General features: G+C 70.1%; 28 protein-coding genes. 13 read left to right on the top strand and 15 right to left on the bottom strand.

The features are described 5' to 3' along the window. Nucleotides 1-232 precede the first annotated feature (232 nt). Complete coding sequence (locus tag BAY60_RS16530; protein ID WP_245992542.1) at nucleotides 233-886, top strand: TetR/AcrR family transcriptional regulator; 654 nt, start codon at nucleotides 233-235, stop codon at nucleotides 884-886. Here BAY60_RS16530 and BAY60_RS16525 read toward each other — a convergent pair whose 3' ends face one another. Together BAY60_RS16525 and BAY60_RS16520 are read right to left on the bottom strand one after the other, a co-directional pair. Next, complete coding sequence (locus BAY60_RS16525) at nucleotides 887-2,215, bottom strand: SLC13 family permease (RefSeq protein ID WP_112281802.1); 1,329 nt, start codon at nucleotides 2,213-2,215, stop codon at nucleotides 887-889. Between the two features lie 17 nt (nucleotides 2,216-2,232). After that, the gene (locus tag BAY60_RS16520; RefSeq protein ID WP_170160429.1) at nucleotides 2,233-3,420 is read right to left on the bottom strand and encodes a CaiB/BaiF CoA transferase family protein; all 1,188 of its coding nucleotides are present in this window, start codon (nucleotides 3,418-3,420) and stop codon (nucleotides 2,233-2,235) included. 134 nt (nucleotides 3,421-3,554) lie between these two features. Here BAY60_RS16520 and BAY60_RS16515 point away from each other — a divergent pair, with 134 nt between their 5' ends. Continuing rightward, nucleotides 3,555-4,490: a LysR family transcriptional regulator gene (locus tag BAY60_RS16515; protein WP_170160428.1), complete on the top strand. Its 936-nt coding sequence runs from the start codon at nucleotides 3,555-3,557 to the stop codon at nucleotides 4,488-4,490. On the opposite strand, the gene BAY60_RS16510 is transcribed toward BAY60_RS16515, so the two are convergent. Beyond that, entirely contained in the window at nucleotides 4,451-5,329 is an 879-nt protein-coding gene (locus tag BAY60_RS16510; protein WP_112282425.1) for a proline dehydrogenase family protein, read from the bottom strand. The two genes, BAY60_RS16515 and BAY60_RS16510, sit on opposite strands and share 40 nt — an antisense overlap. Before the next feature lie 146 nt (nucleotides 5,330-5,475). Here BAY60_RS16510 and BAY60_RS16505 point away from each other — a divergent pair, with 146 nt between their 5' ends. The 3 genes from BAY60_RS16505 (at nucleotide 5,476) to BAY60_RS16495 (ending at nucleotide 7,724) form a co-directional block, all read left to right on the top strand. Beyond that, a complete protein-coding gene (locus BAY60_RS16505; RefSeq protein ID WP_170160427.1) occupies nucleotides 5,476-6,435 on the top strand; it encodes an AraC-like ligand-binding domain-containing protein in 960 nt (319 codons plus the stop codon). 105 nt (nucleotides 6,436-6,540) lie between these two features. Then, nucleotides 6,541-6,933 carry a VOC family protein gene (locus BAY60_RS16500; protein ID WP_112281798.1) on the top strand — a complete coding sequence of 131 codons (393 nt, stop codon included), beginning with the start codon at nucleotides 6,541-6,543 and terminating at the stop codon, nucleotides 6,931-6,933. Next, the gene (locus BAY60_RS16495; protein ID WP_211330344.1) at nucleotides 6,930-7,724 is read left to right on the top strand and encodes an alpha/beta fold hydrolase; all 795 of its coding nucleotides are present in this window, start codon (nucleotides 6,930-6,932) and stop codon (nucleotides 7,722-7,724) included. Before BAY60_RS16500 ends, BAY60_RS16495 begins: the two co-directional genes overlap by 4 nt. Before the next feature lie 45 nt (nucleotides 7,725-7,769). Here the strand turns inward: BAY60_RS16495 and BAY60_RS16490 are convergent, their stop codons facing one another. The 5 genes from BAY60_RS16490 to BAY60_RS16470 all read right to left on the bottom strand — a co-directional run bounded on the left by BAY60_RS16490 (nucleotide 7,770) and on the right by BAY60_RS16470 (nucleotide 13,216). Continuing rightward, complete coding sequence (locus tag BAY60_RS16490; RefSeq protein ID WP_112282424.1) at nucleotides 7,770-9,209, bottom strand: FAD-binding oxidoreductase; 1,440 nt, start codon at nucleotides 9,207-9,209, stop codon at nucleotides 7,770-7,772. A 44-nt stretch (nucleotides 9,210-9,253) separates the two neighbouring features. Beyond that, a complete protein-coding gene (locus BAY60_RS16485) occupies nucleotides 9,254-9,949 on the bottom strand; it encodes a Crp/Fnr family transcriptional regulator (protein WP_170160426.1) in 696 nt (231 codons plus the stop codon). 70 nt (nucleotides 9,950-10,019) lie between these two features. Further along, nucleotides 10,020-10,793, bottom strand: coding sequence for a cyclase family protein (locus BAY60_RS16480; protein ID WP_112281795.1), 774 nt, complete (start codon nucleotides 10,791-10,793; stop codon nucleotides 10,020-10,022). A 21-nt stretch (nucleotides 10,794-10,814) separates the two neighbouring features. Beyond that, on the bottom strand, nucleotides 10,815-11,756 hold the full coding sequence (locus BAY60_RS16475; protein WP_112281794.1) for a fumarylacetoacetate hydrolase family protein: 942 nt from the start codon (nucleotides 11,754-11,756) through the stop codon (nucleotides 10,815-10,817). After that, entirely contained in the window at nucleotides 11,753-13,216 is a 1,464-nt protein-coding gene (locus BAY60_RS16470; protein ID WP_112282423.1) for an amidohydrolase family protein, read from the bottom strand. Before BAY60_RS16470 ends, BAY60_RS16475 begins: the two co-directional genes overlap by 4 nt. 134 nt (nucleotides 13,217-13,350) lie before the next feature. Between BAY60_RS16470 and BAY60_RS16465 the strand changes: the two genes are divergently transcribed. Further along, the gene (locus BAY60_RS16465) at nucleotides 13,351-14,229 is read left to right on the top strand and encodes a LysR family transcriptional regulator (RefSeq protein WP_112281793.1); all 879 of its coding nucleotides are present in this window, start codon (nucleotides 13,351-13,353) and stop codon (nucleotides 14,227-14,229) included. Between the two features lie 62 nt (nucleotides 14,230-14,291). Continuing rightward, nucleotides 14,292-15,038 carry a DUF429 domain-containing protein gene (locus BAY60_RS16460; RefSeq protein WP_112281792.1) on the top strand — a complete coding sequence of 249 codons (747 nt, stop codon included), beginning with the start codon at nucleotides 14,292-14,294 and terminating at the stop codon, nucleotides 15,036-15,038. Between the two features lie 37 nt (nucleotides 15,039-15,075). On the opposite strand, the gene BAY60_RS16455 is transcribed toward BAY60_RS16460, so the two are convergent. From BAY60_RS16455 to BAY60_RS16445, 3 genes are all read right to left on the bottom strand, one after another. Further along, a complete protein-coding gene (locus BAY60_RS16455) occupies nucleotides 15,076-15,468 on the bottom strand; it encodes a type II toxin-antitoxin system VapC family toxin (protein WP_245992540.1) in 393 nt (130 codons plus the stop codon). Then, entirely contained in the window at nucleotides 15,465-15,701 is a 237-nt protein-coding gene (locus tag BAY60_RS16450) for a FitA-like ribbon-helix-helix domain-containing protein (protein WP_112281791.1), read from the bottom strand. The genes BAY60_RS16455 and BAY60_RS16450 overlap by 4 nt, the downstream gene beginning before the upstream one ends. Nucleotides 15,702-15,909: 208 nt before the next feature. Continuing rightward, nucleotides 15,910-17,085: an epoxide hydrolase family protein gene (locus BAY60_RS16445; protein ID WP_112281790.1), complete on the bottom strand. Its 1,176-nt coding sequence runs from the start codon at nucleotides 17,083-17,085 to the stop codon at nucleotides 15,910-15,912. A 100-nt stretch (nucleotides 17,086-17,185) separates the two neighbouring features. On the opposite strand from BAY60_RS16445, the gene BAY60_RS16440 reads away from it, so the two are divergent. Then, nucleotides 17,186-17,761: a CGNR zinc finger domain-containing protein gene (locus BAY60_RS16440; protein ID WP_112281789.1), complete on the top strand. Its 576-nt coding sequence runs from the start codon at nucleotides 17,186-17,188 to the stop codon at nucleotides 17,759-17,761. Between the two features lie 64 nt (nucleotides 17,762-17,825). On the opposite strand, the gene BAY60_RS16435 is transcribed toward BAY60_RS16440, so the two are convergent. Then, nucleotides 17,826-18,785, bottom strand: a complete 960-nt coding sequence (locus tag BAY60_RS16435) for a quinone oxidoreductase family protein (protein ID WP_112281788.1) — start codon at nucleotides 18,783-18,785, stop codon at nucleotides 17,826-17,828. 132 nt (nucleotides 18,786-18,917) lie between these two features. Here BAY60_RS16435 and BAY60_RS16430 point away from each other — a divergent pair, with 132 nt between their 5' ends. After that, nucleotides 18,918-19,538: a TetR/AcrR family transcriptional regulator gene (locus BAY60_RS16430; RefSeq protein WP_112281787.1), complete on the top strand. Its 621-nt coding sequence runs from the start codon at nucleotides 18,918-18,920 to the stop codon at nucleotides 19,536-19,538. 87 nt (nucleotides 19,539-19,625) lie between these two features. Here the strand turns inward: BAY60_RS16430 and BAY60_RS16425 are convergent, their stop codons facing one another. The 3 genes from BAY60_RS16425 to BAY60_RS38505 form a co-directional block, all read right to left on the bottom strand. Further along, complete coding sequence (locus BAY60_RS16425; protein ID WP_112281786.1) at nucleotides 19,626-20,252, bottom strand: IMPACT family protein; 627 nt, start codon at nucleotides 20,250-20,252, stop codon at nucleotides 19,626-19,628. A 192-nt stretch (nucleotides 20,253-20,444) separates the two neighbouring features. Then, nucleotides 20,445-20,579 (bottom strand): SDR family oxidoreductase, encoded by a 135-nt coding sequence (locus tag BAY60_RS16420; RefSeq protein WP_245992537.1) that lies wholly within the window; start codon nucleotides 20,577-20,579, stop codon nucleotides 20,445-20,447. A 63-nt stretch (nucleotides 20,580-20,642) separates the two neighbouring features. After that, nucleotides 20,643-20,990: an NAD(P)-binding domain-containing protein gene (locus tag BAY60_RS38505; protein ID WP_342769772.1), complete on the bottom strand. Its 348-nt coding sequence runs from the start codon at nucleotides 20,988-20,990 to the stop codon at nucleotides 20,643-20,645. Between the two features lie 257 nt (nucleotides 20,991-21,247). On the opposite strand from BAY60_RS38505, the gene BAY60_RS37920 reads away from it, so the two are divergent. The 4 genes from BAY60_RS37920 to BAY60_RS16395 all read left to right on the top strand — a co-directional run bounded on the left by BAY60_RS37920 (nucleotide 21,248) and on the right by BAY60_RS16395 (nucleotide 23,024). Further along, nucleotides 21,248-21,583, top strand: a complete 336-nt coding sequence (locus BAY60_RS37920) for a hypothetical protein (protein WP_245992534.1) — start codon at nucleotides 21,248-21,250, stop codon at nucleotides 21,581-21,583. A 252-nt stretch (nucleotides 21,584-21,835) separates the two neighbouring features. Then, nucleotides 21,836-22,090: a type II toxin-antitoxin system Phd/YefM family antitoxin gene (locus BAY60_RS16405; protein ID WP_112281785.1), complete on the top strand. Its 255-nt coding sequence runs from the start codon at nucleotides 21,836-21,838 to the stop codon at nucleotides 22,088-22,090. Beyond that, nucleotides 22,087-22,512, top strand: coding sequence for a type II toxin-antitoxin system VapC family toxin (locus BAY60_RS16400; RefSeq protein ID WP_112281784.1), 426 nt, complete (start codon nucleotides 22,087-22,089; stop codon nucleotides 22,510-22,512). The genes BAY60_RS16405 and BAY60_RS16400 overlap by 4 nt, the downstream gene beginning before the upstream one ends. Before the next feature lie 5 nt (nucleotides 22,513-22,517). Next, on the top strand, nucleotides 22,518-23,024 hold the full coding sequence (locus BAY60_RS16395) for a hypothetical protein (protein ID WP_146771025.1): 507 nt from the start codon (nucleotides 22,518-22,520) through the stop codon (nucleotides 23,022-23,024). Nucleotides 23,025-24,057 lie beyond the last annotated feature (1,033 nt).

Genomic DNA, 24,057 nt, shown 5'->3' with positions numbered 1-24,057 from the left:
TACCGAGCCGGACCGCTCCGTCCGCATCTCCCGTCAGCAGTTCCCTGCCACGGGCGGTCGGGGCCGGCGACGGTGCCAGACGAGTTCGCACACACAGCGGAAAGGCCTCTCATCAGCGATACTACCCGGTATTATGTGAGCGCGGACACGCGAAGTCAACCGTTCGCCGGGACCGGCACGGGCCCTGCGGCGGTGCCATGATGGTGCGGCACCCTGATCGATGGAGGCACAGTTGAGTACAGGTCCCGGTGCGGACACCGGCGCCAGGGAGCGCATTCTGGACGCCGCGGCGGAGGCGTTCCAGGTCCAGGGTTTCGGCAGCACCACGATCGACGACGTCGCCGAACAGGTCAGCGCGACCAAGGGCCTGATCTACTACCACTTCCGATCGAAGTTCGATCTTTTCCTCGCCGTGTACGAGGAAGGCATGCGGCGGGTCAGGGCCAAGGTCGAGCCGCACGCTCGCGGTGAGGGGACCGGCTGCGAGCGGCTGGTCGCGATGTCGGTGGCCCACGTGACGAACCTGATGACCGATCTCGCCTATCACAACGTCGTGCACGAGGGGGTGCGCGCTCAGTCGTCGACGGCGCTGAAAGAGCGGCAACGTGACGCGCTGAAGGCACTCAACAAACTCAGGCGCGACTACGAGCAGATGTTCCACCAGGTGGTGTCCGAGGGCATCGCCGACGGCTCGCTGCGCACCGTCGACGCCGCACTGGCCACCCGCACCCTGCTCAGCAGCCTCAACGCCGTGGACATGTGGTACCGCAAGATCGACGACCAGCCTGCCGAGGCCGTCGGCAGCCTGGCAGGCCGGATCGTCGATCTGCTCATCGGCGGCATCGCCACGCGGCCGGGCCGTTCCGGGGACACCGCGGCCGGCTGATCACCACGAGCCGAAGGCCGCCCAGGCCACCAGCGGCGCAACGGCGACCGAGACCAGACCGTAGGTGAGCAGCTGGCGGAACAGCCGTGCCCTCACCGACGGTTCGGCGGCGCCGAGAATCAGCCCTCCGGTGATGCCGAGCGGGTTGATGTCGACGAGCACGGAGGCCACAGCGAGGGCGAGCACCCCGCCGACCGGGGAGATCCCGGCCTCCACCAAGGGCGGCAGCAGGGGCATGACGGTGACGAACACCGCGATCGAGCTGGCGGCGAACGAGGTGACACCGGCGATGTAGCAGAGCACCAGCAGACTCAGCATGGGCGATCCGTCGACCTGGAGCAGCTCGCTGATGCGCTCGAAGGCGCCCAGGTGCTGCATCAGCCCGACATAGGTGAGCAGACCGCCGATCAGCAACACCACTGTCCACGGGATCCTCGACACGATCTGGCTGGGTTCCAGCCGGAACACCACCTGCTGGATCAGCGCCGCCGTCAGGCCGAGGTAGCCGACGTTCAGGTCGAACCCGACCGAGAGCACGACGACGGCGAGCAGGCACAACACCGTGACCGTACGGGCTTTCCGTTCCCCGCCGGTGACCGCGGGCGCGGTGGCGACGGCTGTCGCGGCCGGCGCCTGTGCCGCGACGCCGGGCCCGGAAACGGTGTCCTGCGGTGGAGTGGCGGTGCGTGCGGGTGTGCCGCGGGGGACGCGCCCGCGTGGCACGGCACCGATCCGCAGCCCGACCAGCAGGCACGCCCCGCACACCACGAGTCCGGCGAGCAGCCCGCCGAGCAGGAACGTCACCGGCGCCGACGCGGGCAGCGCGAGGCCGAGGTTGTCGCTCAGTTCCCTGGCCGTGACGCCGTAGACGGCCAGCGGCGAGAGCAGTCCGCCGATGATGCCGGTGATGCCGAGCACCGCCGCCACGAGCGGCGATGTCCCGTGGCGCGCGGCGAGGCCGAGCGCGATCGGGGCGACGATCGCGGTGGCGGCGGCCGGCAGCGTGCCGATGGCGGTCAACACGGCCCCGACGACGAACGGGACCAGGGCGACCAGCACCACGCGGCCACGCACGAGCCGCAGGAGCAGGTCGAGCAGCCAGTCCAGGGTTCCGTTGAGCTGGGCCGTGGCGAACAGGGCCGTCACACCGACGATCAGCACGAAGAAGTCGGCCGGGAAGAACCCCGTCACCTCCTCGGCCGGGACTCCGGCGGCGATCCCGAGCAGGAACGCCGCGGACAGGGTGGCCAGTCCGAGGTCGAAGGCGGGCAGCAGGGTCGCCGCGAACAGGACGACCAGGACGATGATGGATACGTAGGCCATCGTCATTGATGGGTCCTTTCTGGTCAGACCACGCCGCGGCGGCGCAGGTCGTCGATCTCCGCACCGTGGAGCCCGGCAAGTTCCCGCAGCACCTCGGTGGTGTGTTCGCCGAGGACGGGCGCCGGGCGGCTGATCGAGCCGTCGAAGCCGGAGAACCGGCCCGCGGGCGCCTGCATGAGATACGAGCGTCCCGCCCTGTCGTCGGCCACCTCCACCACCGACCCGCGGGCCCGGATGTGCGGGTCGGCGCAGATGTCCGCCGCCGAGTTCACCGGACCGGCGGCGATGCCGGCCTCGAGAAGCCGGGACATCAGCGGTTCCAGGTCGTGGGCGGCCACGAAGTCCGCGACCCGGGACTCGATCTCCTCACGGTGCTCCAGCCGTGCGGTCATCGAGTCGTGGACGGCGAGGTCGGCGGCGTCCATGACCTTCACCAGCCGCCACCACATCTGCTCGGTCGAGGCGGGCAGGGCGAGCCAGCGCCCGTCCCGGGTGCGGTACAGATTGTTGGGGCTGATGTGCGGGTTGCGGTTGCCCTGCCGCTCGCGGCTCTCGCCGGTGACGCTGTAGTCGACGATGAAGTCCTCCATCATCCGCAGCAACGGTTCGTAGAGGGCGATGTCGGCGAGCTGGGCCTGGCCGGTGCGATCACGCTGGCGGAGTGCGAGCAGGGCCGCGAAGGCGGCATAGATGCCGGTGACCCCGTCGGCGACGGGATAGCCCGCGAAGACCGGGGGGCGGCCGGGCTCGCCCGTCCGGTAGGTCAGCCCGGCGAAGGCCTCCGCCACGCGAGCGAACCCGGGGCGATCGGCGTAGGGACCGGTGCGGCCGTAGGCGCTGACGTGCACCATCACCAGGTCCGGCCGGTGGCCCCGGAGATCGTCGAAGTCGATCCGGAAGCGGCGCAACGTGGCCGGGCGGAAGTTGGTGACCACCACGTCGGTGTGCGCGGCCAGCCTGCCGACGAGCCCGGCGGCGTCCGGGTGGTGCAGGTCGATCGTCACGCTGCGCTTGTTGCGGCCGAGCCTGGCCCAGCCTGCCGACACGCCGCCGTCGAGCGGCGGGTAGTGGCGAGCGGGGTCGCCCTCGGCGGGATGCTCGACCTTGATCACCTCGGCGCCGAACTCACCGAGCAGCGAGGACGCCAGCGGACCGGCGAGGATGGTCGACACATCCAGCACCCGCACCCCGCTCAATGGACCGTCGGTCACCACACATTTTCCTTTCACGAAGGGAGTCACCGCACGAGCCGCGACGACGCCCGATCACCGTGCCCTGCGGCGCAGCCCGCGGGAAGACGGCGGAACAGCTCATCGGTGAAAGGTTTTTCCTTTATGGTTGGCCAGTGCGGGTAGAACGAGCGCGGTACCTCCTGGCCGCCGTCGAGACGGGGTCACTGCGGTCGGCGGCGGAGCGGTGCGGGGTCAGCCAGCCCGCCCTCGGCCAGCAGCTCACGCTGCTCGAGGAGGACCTCGACGTCGTCCTGCTGATCCGCAGCCGCCACGGCGTGCGGCCGACGGCGGCCGGTCAGGCCCTGCTCGACCCACTTCACCGGCTGGTCGAGGCGGAGGATGCCGTCCGGGAGGCGGCCATGGAGTCGAGCGGCGCCTACCGGGGGCGGGTCCACATCGGCGGAGTCTCGGTCACTGCCGAGATCATCATCGCGCCGGTCGTGGGACGGCTGCGCGAACACCATCCCGGCCTGCGGTTCACCGTCCGCGAAGGTTCGTCGACCGACATCGAGGCCGCCGTGCTGGCGGGCGAGCTGGACTTCGGGGTGATCACCATGCCGACGGGCCCGGCGCCGGAGGGACTGCAGCGCGTGCCCCTGGTCACGGCTCCGCTCGGCGTGTACCTGCGCCTCGATCACCCGCTCTCGGGCAGGGACCACGTCCACTGGCGCGACCTCGCCACCTGGCCGCTCGTCACCATGCGCGGCGGGACGGTGATGTGGGAGATCCTGCATCAGCACGTGCCCAGTCCGGACGTCGTGGTCCAGGCCATGTCGGCCCGGACCGTCAAGGTCATGGTCGGCCAGGGAGTCGGGCTGGGGATTCTCGCCCGGCTCGACACCTCCGCGGACATCACCGGCCTGACCTGGATCCCTCTGCGCGACGCGGACCCGATCCACCTGTGCCTGACCCAGCGCCAGGACAGCCAGCCCTCCCGGCCTGCCCGCATCGTCCGGCAACTCGTCCGCGACACGGCGCGGGAACTGCGCACCGCGTCCCGGGAAGACGCTCAGGAGCCGCGTGACTCGGCGACCCGGCGCATCCAGTAGCGGAACCAGTCGTGGCCGAAGGGCACGTACACGCGCACGGGCACGTCACGGGCGACGAGCTCGGTCACCACGTCCGGCCGCACGCCCAGCAGTTGCTCGACCGGTACCGGACCGTGCGCGGCGATCAGTGCCTCACGGAGGACACCGTCGTGCGTGGCCAGCGCGAACGGTGCCCTGGCCTCGGCCAGCTGGTGCGCCAGGCGCAGGAAGGCGACGTCGGTGGGCTCGCCGTAGGGCAGAGCCACACCGGATGGCTCGACGTAGGCCCCTTTGACCAGCCGGATGTGCACACCGGCGGCCAGCAGCCGCCGCAGGTCGTCGGGTGTGCGGCGGAGGTTCGCCTGCACGGTGGCGCCGAGCCGGCCCGCCAGTCCCCTGCCCGCGACGGTGAGCACACAGGACAGGACAGCGTCGGCGCGCGCGTGATCCTCGGCGCCGACCTGGATGCGCCGCCCCTCCGGCAGCGCGTGCGCGATCGCGGCCAGCGCGTCGGCGCAGCGCGCCGGATCGACGTCGAGGCCGAGGTGGGACAGGTCGATCGCCAGCCACGCATCGTCCGGCAGCTGCGCGAGTTCGCCTGCCAGGCCCACGTAGTCGTCCGCGACGCGCCGCGCGAGCGCCGGATCGCCGACCAGCTCGCCGAACTGGTCGATGCTCGCGGCCACCCCCTGTTCCTGGAACCGCCGGACCAGCCGGACGGCGTCGGCGACCGACGTGCCCGCCACGTAGCGCGACGCCGCCCGCCATGCCAGATCCTCCCCGCGCGGCACGGACCGCACGGCCCGTTCCAGGCGAGTGCTGGTGGCCAACCGGAACAGGACGGTGCGATCGATCGACATGGCCACATCCTGGCAGAACCGGCGGCGCTGCTCCGGTCTGTCCGCGCCCGGTGCCGTCGGCGTGGCAGGTAACGAGGGCGCCGGTCTTGCCGACTGAACGGGCACGGGCAGCGGGCTCCGGCAGCGGCGGGACGGAGGGGTGGGGCGTGGCGGTCTTGATACGCACGCGCGACGTGCCCGCGGCACGGCGGCACGACGCGTGGCGCGGCGTTGTCTGCGACACCCTCGGCCCGCTGGACCTGCGGATCGACCGGGATGCCCCGCTGCGGGGGCAGATCGATGCGGGCCTGCTCGGCCCGCTCGGCGTCGGCCGGGTGCGCACGTCGACGCCGCACAGCGTCCACCGCACCCGCGGGCTGATCCGCCGGGAGAGCCCCGAGCTCTACCGCGTGGTACTGGCGATGTCGGGCAGCCTCCTCGTCGCCCAGGACGGCCGGTCGGCGCGGCTGCGGCAGGGCGAGTTCGTGATCTACGACTTCTGCAGGCCCTACGAGCTTCGCTACGACGCGCCCGTGCACCTCGCGGTGTTCAGCCTGCCGCGATCCTCGATCGCGGTCCCCGCGGGCACGGTGGCGCACCTGACCGCCACCCCGGTCGCCACCGACACCGGGGCGGGCTCGCTCACCGTTCCGCTGCTGCGCCGCGTCACCGCCGACCTCGACGACTACCGGCCCGCCAGCGCGGCGCGGCTGGCGACCGTGGTGACCGATCTGATCAGCACGACCATCGCCGAACGGGCGGAGCGGCTCGACGTGATCCCCGAGGACGCGCGCGACCGGACCCTGCTGCTGCGGATCCACGCCTTCGTCGAGCAGCACCTCGGCGACCCCGCGCTGACGCCATCGACGCTCGCCGCCGCGCATCACGTGTCGCTGCGGCAGCTGCACCGCCTGTTCGAGCCCGAGAACATGACGGTGGCCGCGTGGATCCGGCATCGGCGGCTCGAACGCTGCAGGCGCGAGCTGGGCGACCCGTCGGCGCGCAACACCCCGGTGAGCGTCGTCTGTGCACGGTGGGGATTCGCGAACCTCGCCCACTTCAGCAGGCTGTTCAGCCGTACCTACGGCGTCTCGCCCGCCGAGTACCGGCGCGACGCCGTCGGCTGACGGGCTGGCACGGACGGTCAACCGCCCGGCGCGCGCGGGCAACCCGCGGGCCCTGGGAACCGGCAGACTCCGTGGCACACAAGCCACCTCGAAAGGAGCACTCCGATGCCCGCACTGTTCGTCAACCTGCCGGTCAAGGATCTGGACCGAGCCAAGAAGTTCTTCGGCGACCTCGGCTTCGACTTCTTCGGCATGACCGACGACATGGCCTCCGTCGTGATCAGCCAGGACGCCCAGGTGATGCTGCTGACCGAGCCCACCTTCGCCGGCTACGCGAGAACGAGGGTCGCCGATCCCGCCGAGACCACGCAGTTGATCCTCGTCCTCGGCATGGGCGACCCCGCCGAGGTCGACGAGCTCATGGAGAAGGCGCTGGCGGCGGGCGCGACCGAGATCGGCGAGCCGGCCCGCGCGCACGGCCGGTACCAGCGCGGCTTCGCCGACCTCGACGGCCATCAGTGGTCGGTGCTGTGCCTGCTGCCGCCGGAGGAGTCGTGACCGGCACGGTGACGTCGGCCGACGGAACGGTCCTCACCGTCGACCGTTCCGGGTCCGGCCCGGCCGTCGTGCTGGTGCACGGCGCCTTCACCGACCGCACCCACCCGATCCTGCGCGAGGTCGCGGAGGCACTCGCCCCGTGGTTCACCGTCCACAACTATGACCGCCGCGGGCGCGGCGGCAGCGGCGACACCGCGCCCTACGCGGTGGACCGCGAGGTGGACGACCTCGCGGCGATCATCGAGGCGGCAGGCGGCTCGGCCATGGTGTTCGGCGGCTCCTCGGGAGCCGCGCTGGCGCTGACGGCGGCCGCCCGGCTGCCGGCGATCACGAAGCTGGCGCTGTGGGAACCGCCGTACCACGTCGACGACAGCGCCCCCTTCCTGCCGGACGACTTCGCGGACCGCCTCACGACGCTCGTGGCCGATGGCCGCCGGGGCGAGGCTGTGGAACGGTTCCTGGTCCAGGCGGCGGAGGTCCCCGCGGACATCGTGGCGGCGATGCGAGCGGGGCCGGTGTGGGCGCAGGCCGAGGCCCTCGCCCACACCCTCGCCTACGAGGCCGCTGTCCTGGGCGCGGGCAACGCCCTGCCCACCGGGCTGCTCGCCGCCGTGACCCAGCCGACGCTCGTCATGGCCGGTGACCACAGCCCCGGCTGGCTGCCTGCCGCCGCCCGTGCGGTCGCCGGCGGCCTGCCCCGCGCCCGGTACCGGACGCTCCCGGGCCAGACGCACGCGGTCGCCTCCGAGTCGCTGGCCCCGGAGCTGCTCGAGTTCTTCGTCACCGGGTGACCGGCGGCAGGCTCGTCGAGTAGGCACGGCGAGCCCGTCCCATCCTCAGTGGAGCCGGCCGTGGTCCAGCCGCATGCTGGAAGGGCGCACGTTCTGGTTCATCCGGAAGACGTTGTCCGGGTCGTAGCGGTCCTTGAGCGCGACCAGGCGCCGGTACTTCCCGTCGCCGAACGCGCTTCGCACCCGGTCGCGGTCGACATCGCTGAAGAAGTTGAGCGCCATACCGGAGCGGGCCCATGGGCGCAGCGCCGCCGTGGTGGCCTTGACCCACCCGATGTGGCGCTCGTCGTCGCGGTCGGTCCAGATGCCGTAGCAGTGGTAGAACCAGGGTGCCGACCGGCCGCCGATGGGGACGGCGTCCTCGGGCACCTCGGCGACCGCGCCGCCGTAGGGGGCGACGATCGTCACGCTCGCCGGCGACGTCGCCGCGTTGGCGCGTTCGACGAGCGCCGCGATCGCCTCGTCCGGCAGGCCGGTGAGCAGGTCCGAGGTCCAGTAGTTGCGCCGTCCCGGCGGGTTGCCCGCATCGGTGATGGCCTGCAGGTCCAGGTACGGCATCGGGCCGACGAGGTCGACTGGCGGGTCGCCGAACGCGCGCAGCGGCGCGAGGACCTCCGCGCCCTCGCCGCTGTCACCGAAGTAGGCCGCGAGCACGCTGACCGCCTGCTGTCCGCGGAGCTCGGGCGGAACGAACGGCGCGGGCGGGGCGGTCATCAGGATCGCACCGCCCGCGACTTCCCTGGGCGCGCTGTGCATGAAGTCGCGGAAGAACCGCAACACTTCGGATGCCCGCTCACGGGGATGGATCAGCATTCCCCCGTAGATGGTCGGCCCGACCGGGTGGAGGCGGAGCTCGAACTCGGTGACGACGCCGAAGTTCCCGCCGCCGCCCCGCAGGCCCCAGAAGAGGTCCGGGTTCTCCGTCTCGTTTGCGGTCAGGATCCGGCCGTCCGCGGTGATCACGCGTGCGGAGGCGAGATTGTCGCAGGCGAACCCGTGCAGGCGCTCGAGCCAGCCACTGCCGCTGCCGAGGACGAAGCCGGCGACGCCGGTGGTGGTCATTCGGCCGCCGGTGGTGGCGAGGCCGTGCTCCTGGGTGGCTCGATCGAGCTCGCCCCAGGTGACGCCCGGTCCGACACGTGCGCGGCGGGCGAGCGGGTCGACCTGGATCTGCTTCATCGGCCGCAGGTCGAGCAGCACGCCGCCGTCGATGGCCGAATAGCCGGCGACCGAATGGCCTCCGGCGCGGATGGCGATCGGCAGCCGCGCCGACTGGGCGAACAGCAGGGCCGCGACGACGTCGCCGTCGCAGGTGGCGCGGGCGATGACGGCCGGGCGGCGGTCGAACATCGCGTTGAAGACCGTACGGGCGTCGTCGTAGCGCTCGCCGTCGGCGGGTGTGAGGATCTCGCCGGAGAACCCGGCGCGGAGCCGGCCGAGATCGGGAACTGGCTCGGCGTCCAGTGGGGACGTTGTCTGGGTCATGCGGGCAGCGTGCACCGGGTTGCGGTGGGCGGCAGTGCCGCACGTCACAGATCGGCGGCTCGTGCGGCCTGCTCGAGCGCCGCCCGGTCGTGAATGTAGAAGTGGCCTCCGCGTTGGCTGACGACGCCGGCGCCCACGAGGGCCGCGAGGGCGCGGTTGACGTTCTCCCTGCTGGCCGCCACGTGTTTGGCGAGCTCGCTCTGCGACAGCCGCAGGCGCAGCCGGATGCCGTCCGGTGTCTGCTCGCCGTACTCCTCGACCAGGGAGACCAGCAGGTCGGCGACCCGGTGGCCGATGTCGCCGAAGGCCACGCCACTGAACGAGTACGCGGCGTGCACGGCCGCGATGCTCAGATGCTCCAGCATCCGCTGCATGGCGGCGGGATGCCGTCCCAGGAAGGCCAGCAGGGGCGCTCGGCGGATCATCAGGCACGTACTGGCGGTCATCGCGCTCAGGCTGAGCCAGCGCGCGCCTCGCGGGTGGAACAGTCCGACTTCGCCGGTGATCCCGACCGCGGGATAGACCCTGAGAATCACCTCTCTGCCGTCCAGGTTCACGCGGTGTGCCTTGAGCTGTCCCTCCGCGACGACGACGAGTTCGTCGGCCGGGTCACCTTCGATCCAGATGGTCTGGCCGCGGCCGAAGGACCGCTGCCGCACGTCGGGCAGCAGTTCCTCGACGTCCTGCACCGACAGGTCCCGGAAGATCGGGGTCTGGAGCAGGATCCCCGCCGTGTCCACTCTCGACAGGCTAGCGCCTTCCGGACAGCCACGGGGGGTTCGCACAGGTCGTCAGGAGCGTCCCTGCCGATCAGGAGTCGATGATCGCGACGGCCCTGGTCCAGCCTGCCGAGGCGGCGTGGACCTTCACCGGGAAGCAGGCGATCTGGAAGCCCCTGTCGGGGAGCCGTTCCAGGGCGTGCAGCTTCTCGAGGTGGCAGTAGCCGATCTCGCGGCCCGCCCGGTGGCCCTCCCAGATGATCGACGGATCGCGCTCGGCGGCGTACCGGGCGGCGGTGTGGACGAACGGCGCGTCCCAGCTCCAGGCATCGGTACCGGTCAGCCGGACACCCTGTTCGAGCAGGTAGAGGGTCGCGTCACGGCCCATGCCACAGCCGGAGGACACGTAGTCGTCCTCGCCGTAGCGGGCTCCCGCGGCGGTGTTGACCACGACGATCTCCAGCGGGGAGAGCTCGTGACCGAGGCGATCGAGCTCGGCCCGTACGTCGGTCGCGGTCGCGACGTAGCCGTCCGGGAGGTGGCGGAAGTCGAGCTTCACGGCAGGCTGCAGGCACCAGTCCAGGGGAACCTCGTCGATCGTGATCGCCCGCGCGCCGCCGTCCATCGTGGCGGAGTAGTGGTAGGGCGCGTCGAGGTGCGTGCCGTTGTGCGTGGTGATGCGCACCCATTCGTGTGCCCAGCCTTCCCGGTCCGGGAGGTCGTCGACGGTCGCGCCGGGAAAGAAGGCCAGCAGGTCGGCGGCGGTCTGCTCGTGGGTGTAGTAGTCGATCTCCGGCCGGAAGCCGGGCGGATCGGAGGCGATTCCGGCCTGCAGCGGCACGGAGATGTCGATGATCCTGCGCACCGGTGTGCTCCTTTCGTTGGCTCAGAACCCCGAGGACAGCGGGAGGACATCGCTGCCGGGGACGACGGTCTGCCGGGTCTCGCCGAGCCCCTGCCCGCGCAGGGTGACGACGTCACCGGGCCGCAGCCAGCGGGCGTCCGCCAGGTCGGGAGTGTCGACGTGTTCGAGCAGGCAACCACCGGGGACGGTGCCCGATCCGATCACCTCTCCCGGCGACAACTCGACGCCCCGGGAGACGAAGGCCACGAGTTCCCCGAACGTCCAGTCCATCCGGTCGAGGGAGCCGCGGGTGAGCTCCTCGCCGTTGACGGTGGCGGAGAGCTCGATGGCGAGCCGGCCGTCGCGGCGATGCTCCTCCAGCTCGTCGGCGGTGACCAGCGCCGGACCGAGCGTGACGGCACTGTCCTTGCTCTTGCCCATCCCGAGGCCCAATGCCAGGTCGCGGAGCTGATGGTCGCGCGCGGTCCAGTCGTTGAAGAGCGTGTAGCCGACGATGTGCCGCTCGGCGGTGGCGGGGGCCAGGTCGCTGCCGCCTCGCCCGATCACCGCGCCGACCTCCAGCTCGAAGTCGAACATGCGGCTGCCTGGGGCGACCGGCACGTCGTCGTGAGGCCCCACGACGGCCCCGGCGTTCGTGAAGTAGAACGCCGGGACCTCCGACCAGGCGGGGTGCAGCTGCTCGCTGCGTCCGAGCGCGCGGTAGGAGCCGCGCAGGTGGTCAAGGAAGCACAGGCCGTCCCGGACCGAGGGCGGGCGCGGGAGGGGAGCCAGCAGCCGGACCTCGGTGAGGGGACGGATCTCGTCCGGGGCGCGGCGGGCGTCGATTCCTGCCTCAGCGAGGGCATGCTCGCCGGCCTCGAGGAGCGACAGCAGGCTGACGCCGGCGCGGAGGCCGCGGACGTGCTGCCCGTCGAGGATCCCGGTACGCCTGCCTGTGCCTGCCTCGTAGGTCACCCACTTCACGGGCGCGCCCCTTCGGCGGTGCGGCGTCCGGCGTCGGCGGCCTGGCGCTGATATTCCCGTGCCGTCGGCTCGATCGCGGCCCAAGCGCCCTCCGGTGTGCCGGGCAGCGCACGTCCGGCGTCCCGCACCCGGCCGAGGATGCGGTCCGCGGCCGCGTCGGCGTCGGCGGTGAGGGCGGTCAGGTCGGTCGAGGTCAGCACCCCGTCGCGCTTGAGGATCCGCCCGTCGACCAGCACGGTGCGGACATCCGCCGCGGTGGCCTGGAAGACGAGGGTGGCGTACGGGTCGATCCGCGGGTGCTGCTCGATCGCGGGACCGCCGACGAGCAGGAGGTCGGCGCGCTTGCCCGGGGTCAGTGACCCGATCCGGTCGCCGAGGCCGAGTGCCTCGGCGCCGTTGCTGGTGCTCCACCGCAGTGCCTCGCGCGCCCGGATCTGGACGCTGTCGGGCATCGCGCCCGCACGGTTGATGGGCCCCAGGACGTCCTCCCGGGCGCAGGCAAGTCCGAACCGCATCTCGTGCCACAGGTCGCCACTGTTGAGCGAGACCACGTCGGCGGACAGGGTCGGGGCGACGCCGTGCCGCCGGCAGCGTTCGAAGACCGGGCGCCCGAAGCCCATGTTGAGCTCGGTCTCGACCGAGATCGAGACCTTGCCCCCGCTCTGCGCGACGGCAGTCCACTCGGCGTCGCCGAAGGTGTTGCAGTGCACGTGGACCATGTCCGGCCCGAGCAGGCCCAGCGCGTCCATCTCGGTGATCCCCGTGCACAGCACACTGCCGAACACGCACCCCGCGTGGTTGACGAGCAGGGCGTTCCGCTCGCGGGCGGCGGCGAGTTCGGCGACGGTGTGCTCCCACGGCAGGCCGAACAGCTCCGACAGCGACACTCCGAGCGTGAGCAGGCCGTCCGAGGCGAAGTACGTGTCGGCGATGCGGTGGAAGTCCGCGACGCGGGCGGCGTGGTCACCGAAGCGGGTCTGCTCGGGAGAGCTTTCGAAGAAGCCGTAGCAGAACGCGGCCCGGATCCCGGCTTCCTGAAGGCCACGCACCGCGGCGTCGGCGTGGTCGGGGGTGTTGTTGCAGTGGGAGAAGTCCAGCACGGTGGTGACGCCGGAGTTGAGCGCGTCCACGGCTCCGTACAGGTTCCCCAGGCGGACGTCGTCCGGGGTGTAGGCCGGGGAGATGCCGAGGCGGATGCCGAAGTAGTAGTCCGCCAGCGTCCAGTCCGCGCAGATTCCGCGGACCAGGGACTGCCAGGTGTGCCGGTGTGTGTCGACCATGCCCGGCAGCACGAGGTGCCCGGTCGCGTCGAGGACCTCGGCGTCGGCCACGGGCAGGGACGGTCCCACGGCCGTGATGACCCCGTCCTCGATCAGCACGTCGCCGGTGGGAAAGTCCCCGAGGTCGGGGTCCATCGTCAGCACGTGACCGTTGCGTACCAGGGTGCGGTGTGAGCTCATCGTCGACCTCCGAAGCATCGTTGCTCCGGCCAGCGTCACCGAACCGAGGGCCGCGATCATGAGCCGAATCAGTTGCGATCGGAAACGTCGTCGCGGGTTACAATCCGGCCGCCGCCTGGAAGAGGTGATGGGCCATGGATGTCCGATCGTTGCGCTATGCCCTCACTCTGGCCGAGGAACTGCACTTCGGCCGCGCCGCACGGGCGCACTTCATCGCGGCCCAGCCGTTCGGCCGCCGGATTCAGGAGCTGGAGCGTGAGCTCGGGACGCGGCTGTTCGAGCGCACCAGCCGCCGCGTCTCGCTCACCGAAGCAGGCGAACGGTTCCTGCCGCGCGCACGCCGCGTGCTGGCGCAGCTGGACGCTCTCCTGGAGACGGCCGAGGGCGAACGCGCCGAGCCGGTGCTCCGGGTCGGTGTGCTGGGTTTCGGGCTGGCCGATCGCTGGCCCGCGGCTCGTTCCATCCTCAGCCGGTGCCGCCCCGATCTCGTGCTCACCTACGTCGAACTGGATTGGCCCAACCAGTACGACGCCGTCCGGACCGGCGAGGTCGACATCGCGATCGTGCACGACGTCGGCGGGGCCGACGACCTCGTCGTCGAGTCGGTCATGGACACGCGCCGCTACGCGGTGGTCCCGGCGGAATCGGAGCTCGCCGACGCCGACCACCTGACCGAGTCCGACGCCGTCGATCGCCCGTGGGTCGTGCCGGTCGGGCAGCCCGGGCTCGCGAACTGGGCAGGCGGGCACGCCTTCAGGAACCAGGTGCAGGTGCGCTCGCCGACCCACATCCCGGTCGCGGTGGCGACCTCCGGCCATCTCGGCGTGCACGCCGAGCCCGCGGCACGTTTTCTCCCGCATCCGGGTGTCCGCTACCTGCCCCTGGACGGACCACACGCGACCGTCGCCATCGCGTCCCGGAGACGGGAGCGCCGCGGCACCGTCGCAGCGTTCCGGGCCGCGGTACACGCCAGCGCCACCGTCCAGCGGCTCGCCCACGACACCACCCCGTGATCGTCGCCGCCGCGCGGCCCGACCGGCCACGGGGGCGATCGTGGCGGGCAGAATGGGGCGCCATGCGGACCGTCGGCGTCGATCTCGCGACGGAGCCACCGTCCACCGCGGTGGCCGTGCTCGAATGGGACTCGTCCGGCGCGCGGATCGTCGCCACCGAGTTCCCCGCTGACGACGACGCGGTGCTGCGCCATGCGGCGCGCGCCGGCAAGACCGGCATCGACTGCCCGCTCGGCTGGCCGGACACCTTCGTCGACTTCCTCCGCGCCCAGAGGGAGAACGTGGCCCGGCTCGCGAGCGAGCCGCCGGGCGCGGCGTGGCGCCGGTCGCTGGCTTACCGCCACACCGACGAGAGAGTGCGGGCACTGACCGGCCTGGTGCCGCTCAGCGTGGCAACGGACCGGATCGGCCTCACCGCGATGCGCGCAGTGCGACTGTTGTCCCTGCTGGCCGAGCGCGGACACACTGTCGATCGAGCCGGGAGTGGAACCGTCGTCGAGGTCTACCCCGCCGCCGGCCTCCACCACTGGCACCTCCCCCACCGCCGCTACAAGGGCGGCAAACACCTCGCGGCCTTGGCAAGCCTCGTCACCGCACTCCAGGAGGCGGCCCCCTGGCTCGACCTGTCCGAACACGAGCACCTGTGCCGGCGGCACGACCATGTGCTGGACGCGGTGATCGCGGCGCTGATCGCCCGCGCCGCCGCCCTGGGGCTCACCCTTACACCCACCGAGACCGAGCGATCGAGGGCCCGGACGGAGGGCTGGATCGCGATCCCGGCCTGCACGCTCGACCAGCTCGTGTCGTGATCGGGACCCGGCGGTGGACGAGCGCCGGTCCTCGCTGCTACCGGAGATCGCGAATGACGCACTTCACGCCGGGGACCCGCTGGAACTTGCCGTCGACCGTCACCAGCTCGACATCCAGAAGCTCGGCCAGAGCCACATACGCAGCGTCGTACGGCCACATGTTGTGCCGCAGCTCCCAGATGCGCGGCAGCAGGGGTACATGATCGAAACGCCTGACGCTGACGACGCGCCACAGGTTCAGCGCCCGGTACGCCTCATCAGCGGCCAGCTTGTCCCCGCGCACCAGCCCGTGCAGTGCCGAGGCGCATTCGAGATCAGCGGCGTACGGCGCCGCCCACCGCTCGCCCGCGGTGACAGCGCGCACGTTCTCCGCCACGGCGTCCCGGCCGACGAGGAACTCGACCAGCGCCGACGTGTCCAGAACGATCACTCGCGCGCCTCACGCGCCTGTTCGATGGCGGCCACCACGTCATCCGCGGTGACCGCCGACCGCTGCGCGATCTCTCGCGCGCGGTCGACCGCCTCGTCCGGAGTGAGCGTCTCCGCCTCGGCCTCCAGGAGCCCACGCACATACGCCTGCAGCGACTGCCCGTTCCGGGCGGCGCGCACCCGCAGCGTGGTGACGGTCTCCTCCGAGACCTCGCGTACATGAATGGTCGACATGCAAGCATTCTAGTCCCGCTGCAAGCACAACGCTATCACCGCGACGCGGGCCCTCGCCGCTACTCCTTCGATCATGGTGCTCGCGAGGCCGTCGACGACAGCAGCGGCGGCCACCGGACAACCGGCGCGAGAGCCTCGTCTGGTGAGTTCCGTCGACGTGCTTCGCGGTCGCGGACACGTCCGCAGATGTACTGGCGCCCGGCCGTACTCACCGATGGGCGGCCAGCACCGCCGCGAGGCCCTCCCGAAGGTCCCTGACGAAGAGCTCGGGAACCTCCAGCGACGGAAAGTGTCCGCCGACGTCGGGCGACCTCCAGCGGACGATCTGCCGGTACCGCTCCTGCGCCCAGGGGCGGGGACACTTCTCGATGTCGCGGGGATAGATGGTGATGGCCGACGGGACGTCGACCCGGAGTTCGGGATCGAGTGCGTTGTGGCTTTCGTAGTAGATGCGGGCCGCGGATGCGCCGGTCCGCGTCAGCCAATACAGGGTGACGTCGTCAAGGATCCTGTCCCGGGACATCGTCTCGAATGGACTGTCTTCGGTGTCCGACCACTCGGCGAACTTGTCGAGGATCCAGGCCAGAAGCCCGACGGGTGAGTCGACGAGCGAGTAACCGATGGTCTGCGGCCGGGCCGCCTGCTGCTTCGCGTACGCCCCGCGGGGGCCCTCGTAGAAGTCGCGGGTTTCCTCGGTCCATCTGCGCTCGACCGCCGTCAACCCGTCCGTGGCCAACCCGGGCGGCCCCTCCGCGAACGTGGTGTGGATGCCGAGGACGTGGGCCGGGAACCTGCCGCCCAGCACCGTGGTGATATTGCCGCCCCAGTCACCGCCGTGGGCCACGAATGTGCGGTAGCCGAGCCGTCCCATCAGTTCCACCCATGCGGCCGCGGTCTTCTCGGTCCCCCACCCGGTGGTGGCCGGCCTGTCGCTGTAGCCGAAGCCCGGCAGCGAGGGAACCACGACGTGAAACGCCGGCGCGTCCGCGTCTTCCGGATCCGCCAGCTCGTCGACGACGTCGACGAACTCGGCAATGCTGCCTGGCCAGCCGTGCGTCAGGATCAGCGGAGTGGCCTCCGCGCGCGCGGATCGACGGTGCAGGAAATGGATTCCCAGACCGTCGATGGTCGTGCGGAACTGGCCGATCCGGTTCAGGCGCTCTTCGAACGACCGCCAGTCATACCCGGTGCGCCAGTAGTTCACGAGATCGACGAGGTCGGCGAGCGGCACGCCCTGGTCCCATCGGCGGGGGTCGGGCACGGGGCGGTAGACGGTCTCCGCCTCCGGCAGCCGCACTGCGGCCAGTCGCGCGCGCAGATCGTCGAGGTCGGCGTCGGATGCGTGCGCTTCGAATGCCTGTACGTCGCTGGTCGGACCGGACATGGGACCTCCTGGCCTCCGCGGAACCGGCCACCTCGTCGCGAACCGGCTAAGACGGTTCTAGCACGGGTGATGCCTACTGGCAACCTGCTAAGGTGGTTCCATGCGTGCCGAGTTCCCTGACTTCCGCCTCGGCAACGTGCTGGCCACCAGCTTCACGGCGACTCTGACGGAGCGCCGTGGCGAGGCCGTCGAGCGCATTCCCACGCCCCAGCGTCTCGCCGACTGGCTGGCGGTGAACGGCCTCGCCGTCGACTCCTGCACCACCGCCCAGCTCGAACGTGCACGGGAACTGAGGGAAGCGATTCACGCCGCCGCGACAGCGGCGGCGATCCACGACACTCTCCCCGCGCGTGCTCTCCACGTCATCAACGACTGCAGCGCTCAGGGCCGGGCGGCGGCTGTCCTGACGCCCGAGGGCAACCGGCAATGGCGGCTAGGCTCGCCTTCCCGCGTGGAGGACGCCCTCGGCGTGATCGCCGCCGACGCGATCGACATCATCGCGGGCGAACGCGACGGAAGACTGGCCTTGTGCGCGTCGCCAACCTGCCGGGCCGCCTTCTTCGACACCAGCCAGAGCCGCACCCGCAGATGGTGTGACATGAACACGTGCGGGAATCGTCAGAAGAAGGCACGTTTCAAGGCCAACCGGCGCCAGAGCGTCGCCTCAGCGGAGTGATCGTCAGCTCGGCACGTCCCTGCCGCACCACCAGCGATGTCCATGGCGACCCGGCGCGCGTGGGTCACAGGACGATGACGGCGCGCTCGCCGGGTGCATCCTGGTGGGCCCACGCCTGCTCGACCTTCTCGAGCGGGAACGGGTGCGGGCGCACGGCCATGCCGCCCGCGGCGATCGCGGCGACGAGTTCGGTGAACTCCCGCAGCATGACCTGCATGTCCACCGAGCCGAAGCCGCTGCCCAGGATGCGGAACGCGTTGGAGCGCAACGCGTGCCCGGACAGGGTGATCTCGTCTCCGCCCATGCCGCCGATCTGCACCCAGTCGAGCAGGCGGGTGTGCTCGGTACGCGCCCCGAGGACGGCACGCATGGCGAGTTCGGTCGGCGGCCCCCACACGTAGTCCAAGACCACGTCGACGTTCGCGGCGGCCTCGGCGAGCGCAGCCGCGGTGGCGTCCTGGTCGTGGGTGAGCGCCACGATGTCGTCCGCGCCCTCGGCCGTGAGTTCCTCGAGGCGGGAGCGGTTGCGTCCGGCGGCAATCACTCGCCCGGCGCCGAGGTGCTTGGCGACCTTGACAGCCATCGACCCGGCGTTGCCGGTGGCGCCGTGCACGAGGATCGACTGCCCGGCCTGGAAAGGCACGCGGGTGCGCAGTGCGCCCCAGGAGGACAGGGCGGGGTTCATGGTCGCGGCCAGGACCGCGGGATCGGCTCCGTCCGGGACCGGGATCGTGGCGGCCGGATCGATGACGATGCGCTCGGCCAGGGTGCCGGCGCCCAGCATCATCACGTAGGCGAGACTGCCGTCCGCCCTGCGGACGACAGCGTCCGCTCCGGCCAGTGCGGGCAGCGTCGTGGGGCTCGTGTAGTGCTTGCCCGCGGCGATGCCTCGCGTAGCGGGGTGGACGCCGACGGTGAGAACGTCCACCACCTCCTGGCCGGGGGCGGCCTCGGGCGCGGGAATGGACCGAAAGTGCGGCGGCTCGTCGAAGGACTCCACCAACGCAGCGTTGACCATGGACATGTGTGCATTCCTTACGTCGTGTGCGACTGTCATAAGATACTCGTGCGTATCTTATGATCCGAGCGTACGCCGACGAGTTAAGATACGCAAGCGACTCTAATTGTCGGGAAGACGGCACCTCAGGAGGTAGTGATGAGCCAGCGACGTTCGGAGACCACTCCGACCCGGCGCCGGGGTGCCGCCCTGGAGAACGCGATCATCGATGCCGCCTGGGAGGTGCTGATCGAGCAGGGCTACAACGGCCTCACCTTCGAGGCCGTCGCGGCGCGCGCCGGAACCAGCAAACCGGTGCTCTACCGGCGCTGGCCGCGCCGCGAGGACCTGCTGCTCGCCACAATCGCCCGGCACTGGCGTCCACTCGACATCCCCGACACCGGCAGCCTGCGCCAGGACGCGCTCACGTTCCTGCGCGCGGTCAACGCCGAGCGAGCCCGCACGCTGATACTCCTGCGCATCCAGCTTGCGGACTACTTCCGCGAGACCGGCACCACGTTCAGCGACCTGCGCCGCCGCCTCCGCTCCGCGGATCAGACGCCCCCCTTGGCGACGCTCGTCGCTCGCGCGATCGAGCGCGGCGAGCTTGCGGATGTGCCACGATCCGAACGCGTGGTGAATCTGCCCTTCGACCTGGTGCGCCACGACATGCTGATGAGCATGGAAGCGGTGCCCGACGAGACGATCGTCGAGATCGTGGACACGGTGTGGCTGCCCCTGCTCGGCTTGTCTCCCCACGGCGCGCAGGCAGGACACTGAGCCCCACAACAGCGACCGGCGCCTTGCGAGCCCATGGCCCGCAAGGCGCCCGCGGCCTCCAGCGGGAGCGCTGGGCCCCGGTGCGGGTCATGGCAGGTAGAGGTCGAGTGGTCCCGTGTCCACCGCCTCCGCCTCGCCGCCGCAACGTTCGGCCACCCAGTGTTCGAAGGCGTCCACGTCGGCGTCGGCGACGGCCACGGTGAACGTGACGTCCGCACCGTACTCGACCTCGCGCAGCAGGTACGGCGAGTTGCGCAGGTCGTGCCCGAGCCGCCCTGCACGGTCGTGCGGCACGGTGACCAGCAGCTCGCGATGGCGGACGCGTCGCAACTGGCCGACGAGGTCCAGTGTCTCGGCCAGCGCTCCGGAGTAGGCCCGGACGAGACCGCCCGCACCGAGCTTGATGCCACCGAACCAGCGCGACACGACGGCGACCACGTCGGTCAGCTCGCGCCGGGCCAGCACCTCGAGCATGGGGACGCCCGCGGTCCCGCCGGGCTCACCGTCGTCGTTGCTGCGCGCAATGAGCATGCCCGAGTCCGGATCGCCGATCCGCAGCGCGGTGCAGTGATGGTGGGCGCCGGGCCCCGCCTTGCGGACGCGAGCGATCGTCGCGGACGCTGCCTCGAGGTCGCCGATCCGTGCCACGACGCACCGGAACCGCGACCGGTGGATCTCGATCTCGTGCTCACCGTCCCGAGCGATCACGCGCATGGCGGCATCCCGGCTGTCCAGCGCACGCACACGGAAGTGAGTCTAGCCTTCGGCCGTGATCACCGGCTGGTGCCGCGGCCCGGGAACGGCGAGGTCTGAGGCCCACAAGCCGTTGCTCAGTTTCGTCGATCAGCATGAACTCATGGTGGGTGGCGCCCGACAGTAATGCGTTGTGGCTCGCAGCGGTGGGCGTCAGGCGGTGAAGCCGCCATCGATGTTCCGGCCGGAGCCGGTGATGTAGTCGGCGTGGGGCCCGGCGAGGTAGCACACGAAGGCGCCGATCTCGGCTGCGGTGCCGTAGCGTTCGCTCGCCATGACGCCGAGCATCGCTGGCGCGACCGGCCCGTCAGCGGGGTTGGCATCGGTGTCGATCGACCCCGGGTCAGGTGGTCAGGGACGTGCGTGGGCGACGAACCGGGCGCTGCGGAGATTGCGGGCCAGCTTGGCGCGGTCCTGCTGGGCGTGGCGGTTCCAGGCGGGTTGACCTGGCGTGGTGCGCCAGGACTCACGCAGCGGACTGTTGTCCACGGTGTCGAAGCCGAACTCGTCGTAGAGCCGGGTCACGAGCGCGACGGCATCGGGAAAATCGCTCGAGACCGACAGCGCCAGCCGGTCGGGGTCACCGGCCGTTCGCCCGGCGGTGAGCAAGGCCGACGCCTGGATGTGGGTGAAGGCCTTGGCGATCCTGGAGGCGAGGAGACAATCCTCGACCGCGCCGTCGAGGTCTTCTGGCGGCACGGCTACGAAGGAACGTCGATGACCCACCTCACCGACGCCATGGGCATCAACCGGCCCAGCCTGTATGCGACGTTCGGCAGCAAGAAGCAGCTGTTCCAACGCGCCTTCGACCGTTACCGCAAGACTAAAGTGGCCTACACCGGCGACGCCGTGGAACAGCCGACCGCGTACGCCGTCATCGAAAGCTTCCTGCGCGGCAGCGTCGACGCCCTGACTGCCGACGATCACCCCGCGGCTGCCTCTCCATCCAGGGTGGCTTGGCCTGCTCACCGGAGAACGCCGGCGTCTCGGAGATCCTCGCCGCCGGCCGGGCCGCCACGGAACGCGCGCTCGCAGAGCGCCTGTCGCGAGCAGTGCAGGACGGTGACCTCCCGGACGAGGTCGACACCCGGGCACTGGCGCGGTTCGTCATGGTGCTCAGCGAGGGCTTCGCGGTCCACGCCGCGGCCGGCGCCGAGCGCGACGAACTCCACGCCTCGGTCGACATCGCGCTGCAGACCGTCACGGCGCTCTGCGCGCGCGATGATCCCGGTAGCACACAACCCGTGGGTTGCGGCAAGTCCGCCAGCCACGCCGCGTCAACGGACAGGTGATGATCACGGGGAGCCCGCGAGGCTTTGCCTGGTCGCAAGGGTGGGCCGGCGGGGCACGAACCCGCGGCCAAGGGGTTATGAGTGCTCACACGATCAACGTTGTGCTGGGCAGCGAGAACGCATGTCACGACGAGCTTGAGTGCCCCGATCCCTTGCTGTTCGAGCCAGCCTGCTTGACGGCGTGTTGCCACGTTGACTCCCACCGCATTTGTGGCTACATTGAAGATAGGAATTGTGACCACAGGAGTAGTTATGCGCATCGGTGTCCGTGAACTACGGGACGGGCTGAGCCGCCACCTTGCGGAGGTCCGGAAAGGGCACACAGTGACCGTCACCGACCACGGCACCGTCATCGCGCGCATCGTGCCCGTCGACCAGCCGAATGCGCTCGAACGGCTCATCGCAGAAGGCCGCGTCCAACCTGCCACACGCCGGAAGCGTCGGGCTCCCAAGCCGATCAAGGCCACCGGATCCGTGAGCGACCTCGTCGCCGAGCAGCGCCGGTGATCACCTACTTCGGCACCTCGGCATTCGTGCCACTACTCGTCGACGAACCGAGCAGCCCCTTCTGCCGCCGCCTCTGGGACGACGCCGACTCCGTGGTCACCTCACGCCTGCTCTACGTCGAAGCAGCCGCCGCACTCGCCCAGGCATTGCGGCTTGGGCGGCTCACCAACGCGCAGCACACATCCGCGTTGCGGCTGCACAATCAGCTTTGGCAGGAGTTCGACATCGTCGAAGTGAGCGAAAGCACCATCCACCGCGCCGCCGACCTCGCCCACACACTCGCCCTACGCGGCTACGACGCCGTACACGCCGCATCCGCAGAGCAACTCAACGATCACGACCTCATCGTAGCCAGCGGCGACCACAAACTCCTCGAAGGTTGCGCCACGCTCGGCATGGCCACCGCCAACACCACCACCTGAACGACGTGCGGACGACGCATTCCACCACCACGCCGGCGCCAGCGGGTGTACCCCCGCAACAAAAGACGCTCGGGGTCGACTACCGCGTTACTTGCCTGCTGGTGGGCCTGACGTGGAATGCGGCCTGGCATCCGGTTGACGTCGCCGCCCGAGCGCAAATACTGGAGCCGGACATCACTCTCACCTGGCGAATCGTCGCGGCCCTGACCGAGGATGCACCCGCCGAGAATGGCTGGGCGGCGTACTCGGCAGTGGCCGCGACGTACTGGAACCGGCTAGACGACGAGTTTGGAAAACTGGCGCCACCACAGCTTGAGGCCGCGCGTGTCCTTGCACGTGATCGGCTAATCACATTGGCGAGCGCGCTGCCCTCGTCGCAGCGGCCGCTGCCGTTGCCGCAGGCCGCCAGCCTGAAGGTACTACGCCAGCGGTACACGCAGCTCAAAGAGCTTCTCCAGGACATGGTGCCGCAAATGGATCGGCTCTTGTTCACCCTGCCAGGCGCATACTAGGTACGCCGCGATCTCACGACGAACCGTCGTCCAGCAGCGACATGCGCAGCAAGGCGAGAAGAGTACGCCGCCGCATCGCCGAAGCAGCAGCTCGGCCGGAACATCGCACATGCACGCCCTTGCCAGAGCGGTTCGCACAGTAAAAACTGCTGTGCGTGAACGCCCAGGTCACAGGCTTCGTGGGCCGGGCGGGGCTCGAACCCGCGGCCAAGGGATTATGAGGCCGCAAAATCACCCGTCAGGAGTAGAAACCGCAGGCAGAGCGGCCAACGATTGGCCGAGCAACCGCATCAGAGGCGTCGATCGGAGCCAGTTCATGGACAACACCATGGACAACATTTGCTCCGCGTTGGTTCACGAGTTGCTCTGGAGAGCAAGTCCGCTGCCGCGCCCGCAGGTGTCGTTTGCGTGTATTGGAATGCTTCCGGCAGAGCGGGCAAAGCACATAAGGACCAAACCACCGTTCTCGCTCAGCGCTCCGCATGCCTACCCTCGGTCCACCTTCCCCGAATCGTCTAGTAGAGGCGAGCGACAGCCTCCTCATCCCCCCAGTGTCAGCAGCAGCACGGGACCCCCAGCAACCGTCGATACATGCATGCTGCTCCAATCAGCTGAAACCTCGCGAAGTGTTGAGGACGCCTGTAACCATTTGTGCAACACAACCGACTACCTGTATAGCTACATTCAGACTGATCTTAGGGGAAGCGCACATGCACAATGTCGGCGAGAAGCCAGGCGTGGGGAAGTACTGCTGTACTAACTGTTCGTGGTCAGTACGTCTTGACGACAACACCGACAGACTTCCACCATGCGGTAAATGTGGCAAGGGCCAAAATACCACATATAGACGTTGTTGACCGCATGAGGTTGAGACCTCCGCTAGTGCCAGGCGTTTTCGGCACCGCGCAATCTGACTGTGGTCGCCGCGCGTTTACAGCACGACACCGTTACGGGTGGCAACGGCTTGCTACAAAGCTGACCCGGTATCGTCATCGTGTGGCAAAACTTTTCGGTGACTGTGCTGCCCTTGGGA

The sequence above is a fragment of the Prauserella muralis genome, from assembly GCF_003202285.1.
Lineage (GTDB): Bacteria > Actinomycetota > Actinomycetes > Mycobacteriales > Pseudonocardiaceae > Prauserella_B > Prauserella_B muralis.
Note: the sequence above shows the minus strand (reverse complement) of the source record. Positions and strands in the feature narration are given on the sequence as shown.

Coding starts and splice junctions, on each gene's coding strand:
- BAY60_RS16525 (WP_112281802.1), bottom strand. CDS start 2,215: ATGACGATGGCCTACGTATCCATCATCGTCCTGGTCGTCCTGTTCGCG.
- BAY60_RS16510 (WP_112282425.1), bottom strand. CDS start 5,329: ATGTCGATCGATCGCACCGTCCTGTTCCGGTTGGCCACCAGCACTCGC.
- BAY60_RS16500 (WP_112281798.1), top strand. CDS start 6,541: ATGCCCGCACTGTTCGTCAACCTGCCGGTCAAGGATCTGGACCGAGCC.
- BAY60_RS16490 (WP_112282424.1), bottom strand. CDS start 9,209: ATGACCCAGACAACGTCCCCACTGGACGCCGAGCCAGTTCCCGATCTC.
- BAY60_RS16470 (WP_112282423.1), bottom strand. CDS start 13,216: ATGAGCTCACACCGCACCCTGGTACGCAACGGTCACGTGCTGACGATG.
- BAY60_RS16465 (WP_112281793.1), top strand. CDS start 13,351: ATGGATGTCCGATCGTTGCGCTATGCCCTCACTCTGGCCGAGGAACTG.
- BAY60_RS16460 (WP_112281792.1), top strand. CDS start 14,292: ATGCGGACCGTCGGCGTCGATCTCGCGACGGAGCCACCGTCCACCGCG.
- BAY60_RS16450 (WP_112281791.1), bottom strand. CDS start 15,701: ATGTCGACCATTCATGTACGCGAGGTCTCGGAGGAGACCGTCACCACG.
- BAY60_RS16445 (WP_112281790.1), bottom strand. CDS start 17,085: ATGTCCGGTCCGACCAGCGACGTACAGGCATTCGAAGCGCACGCATCC.
- BAY60_RS16440 (WP_112281789.1), top strand. CDS start 17,186: ATGCGTGCCGAGTTCCCTGACTTCCGCCTCGGCAACGTGCTGGCCACC.
- BAY60_RS16435 (WP_112281788.1), bottom strand. CDS start 18,785: ATGTCCATGGTCAACGCTGCGTTGGTGGAGTCCTTCGACGAGCCGCCG.
- BAY60_RS16430 (WP_112281787.1), top strand. CDS start 18,918: ATGAGCCAGCGACGTTCGGAGACCACTCCGACCCGGCGCCGGGGTGCC.
- BAY60_RS16425 (WP_112281786.1), bottom strand. CDS start 20,252: ATGCGCGTGATCGCTCGGGACGGTGAGCACGAGATCGAGATCCACCGG.
- BAY60_RS16420 (WP_245992537.1), bottom strand. CDS start 20,579: ATGCTCGGCGTCATGGCGAGCGAACGCTACGGCACCGCAGCCGAGATC.
- BAY60_RS16405 (WP_112281785.1), top strand. CDS start 21,836: ATGCGCATCGGTGTCCGTGAACTACGGGACGGGCTGAGCCGCCACCTT.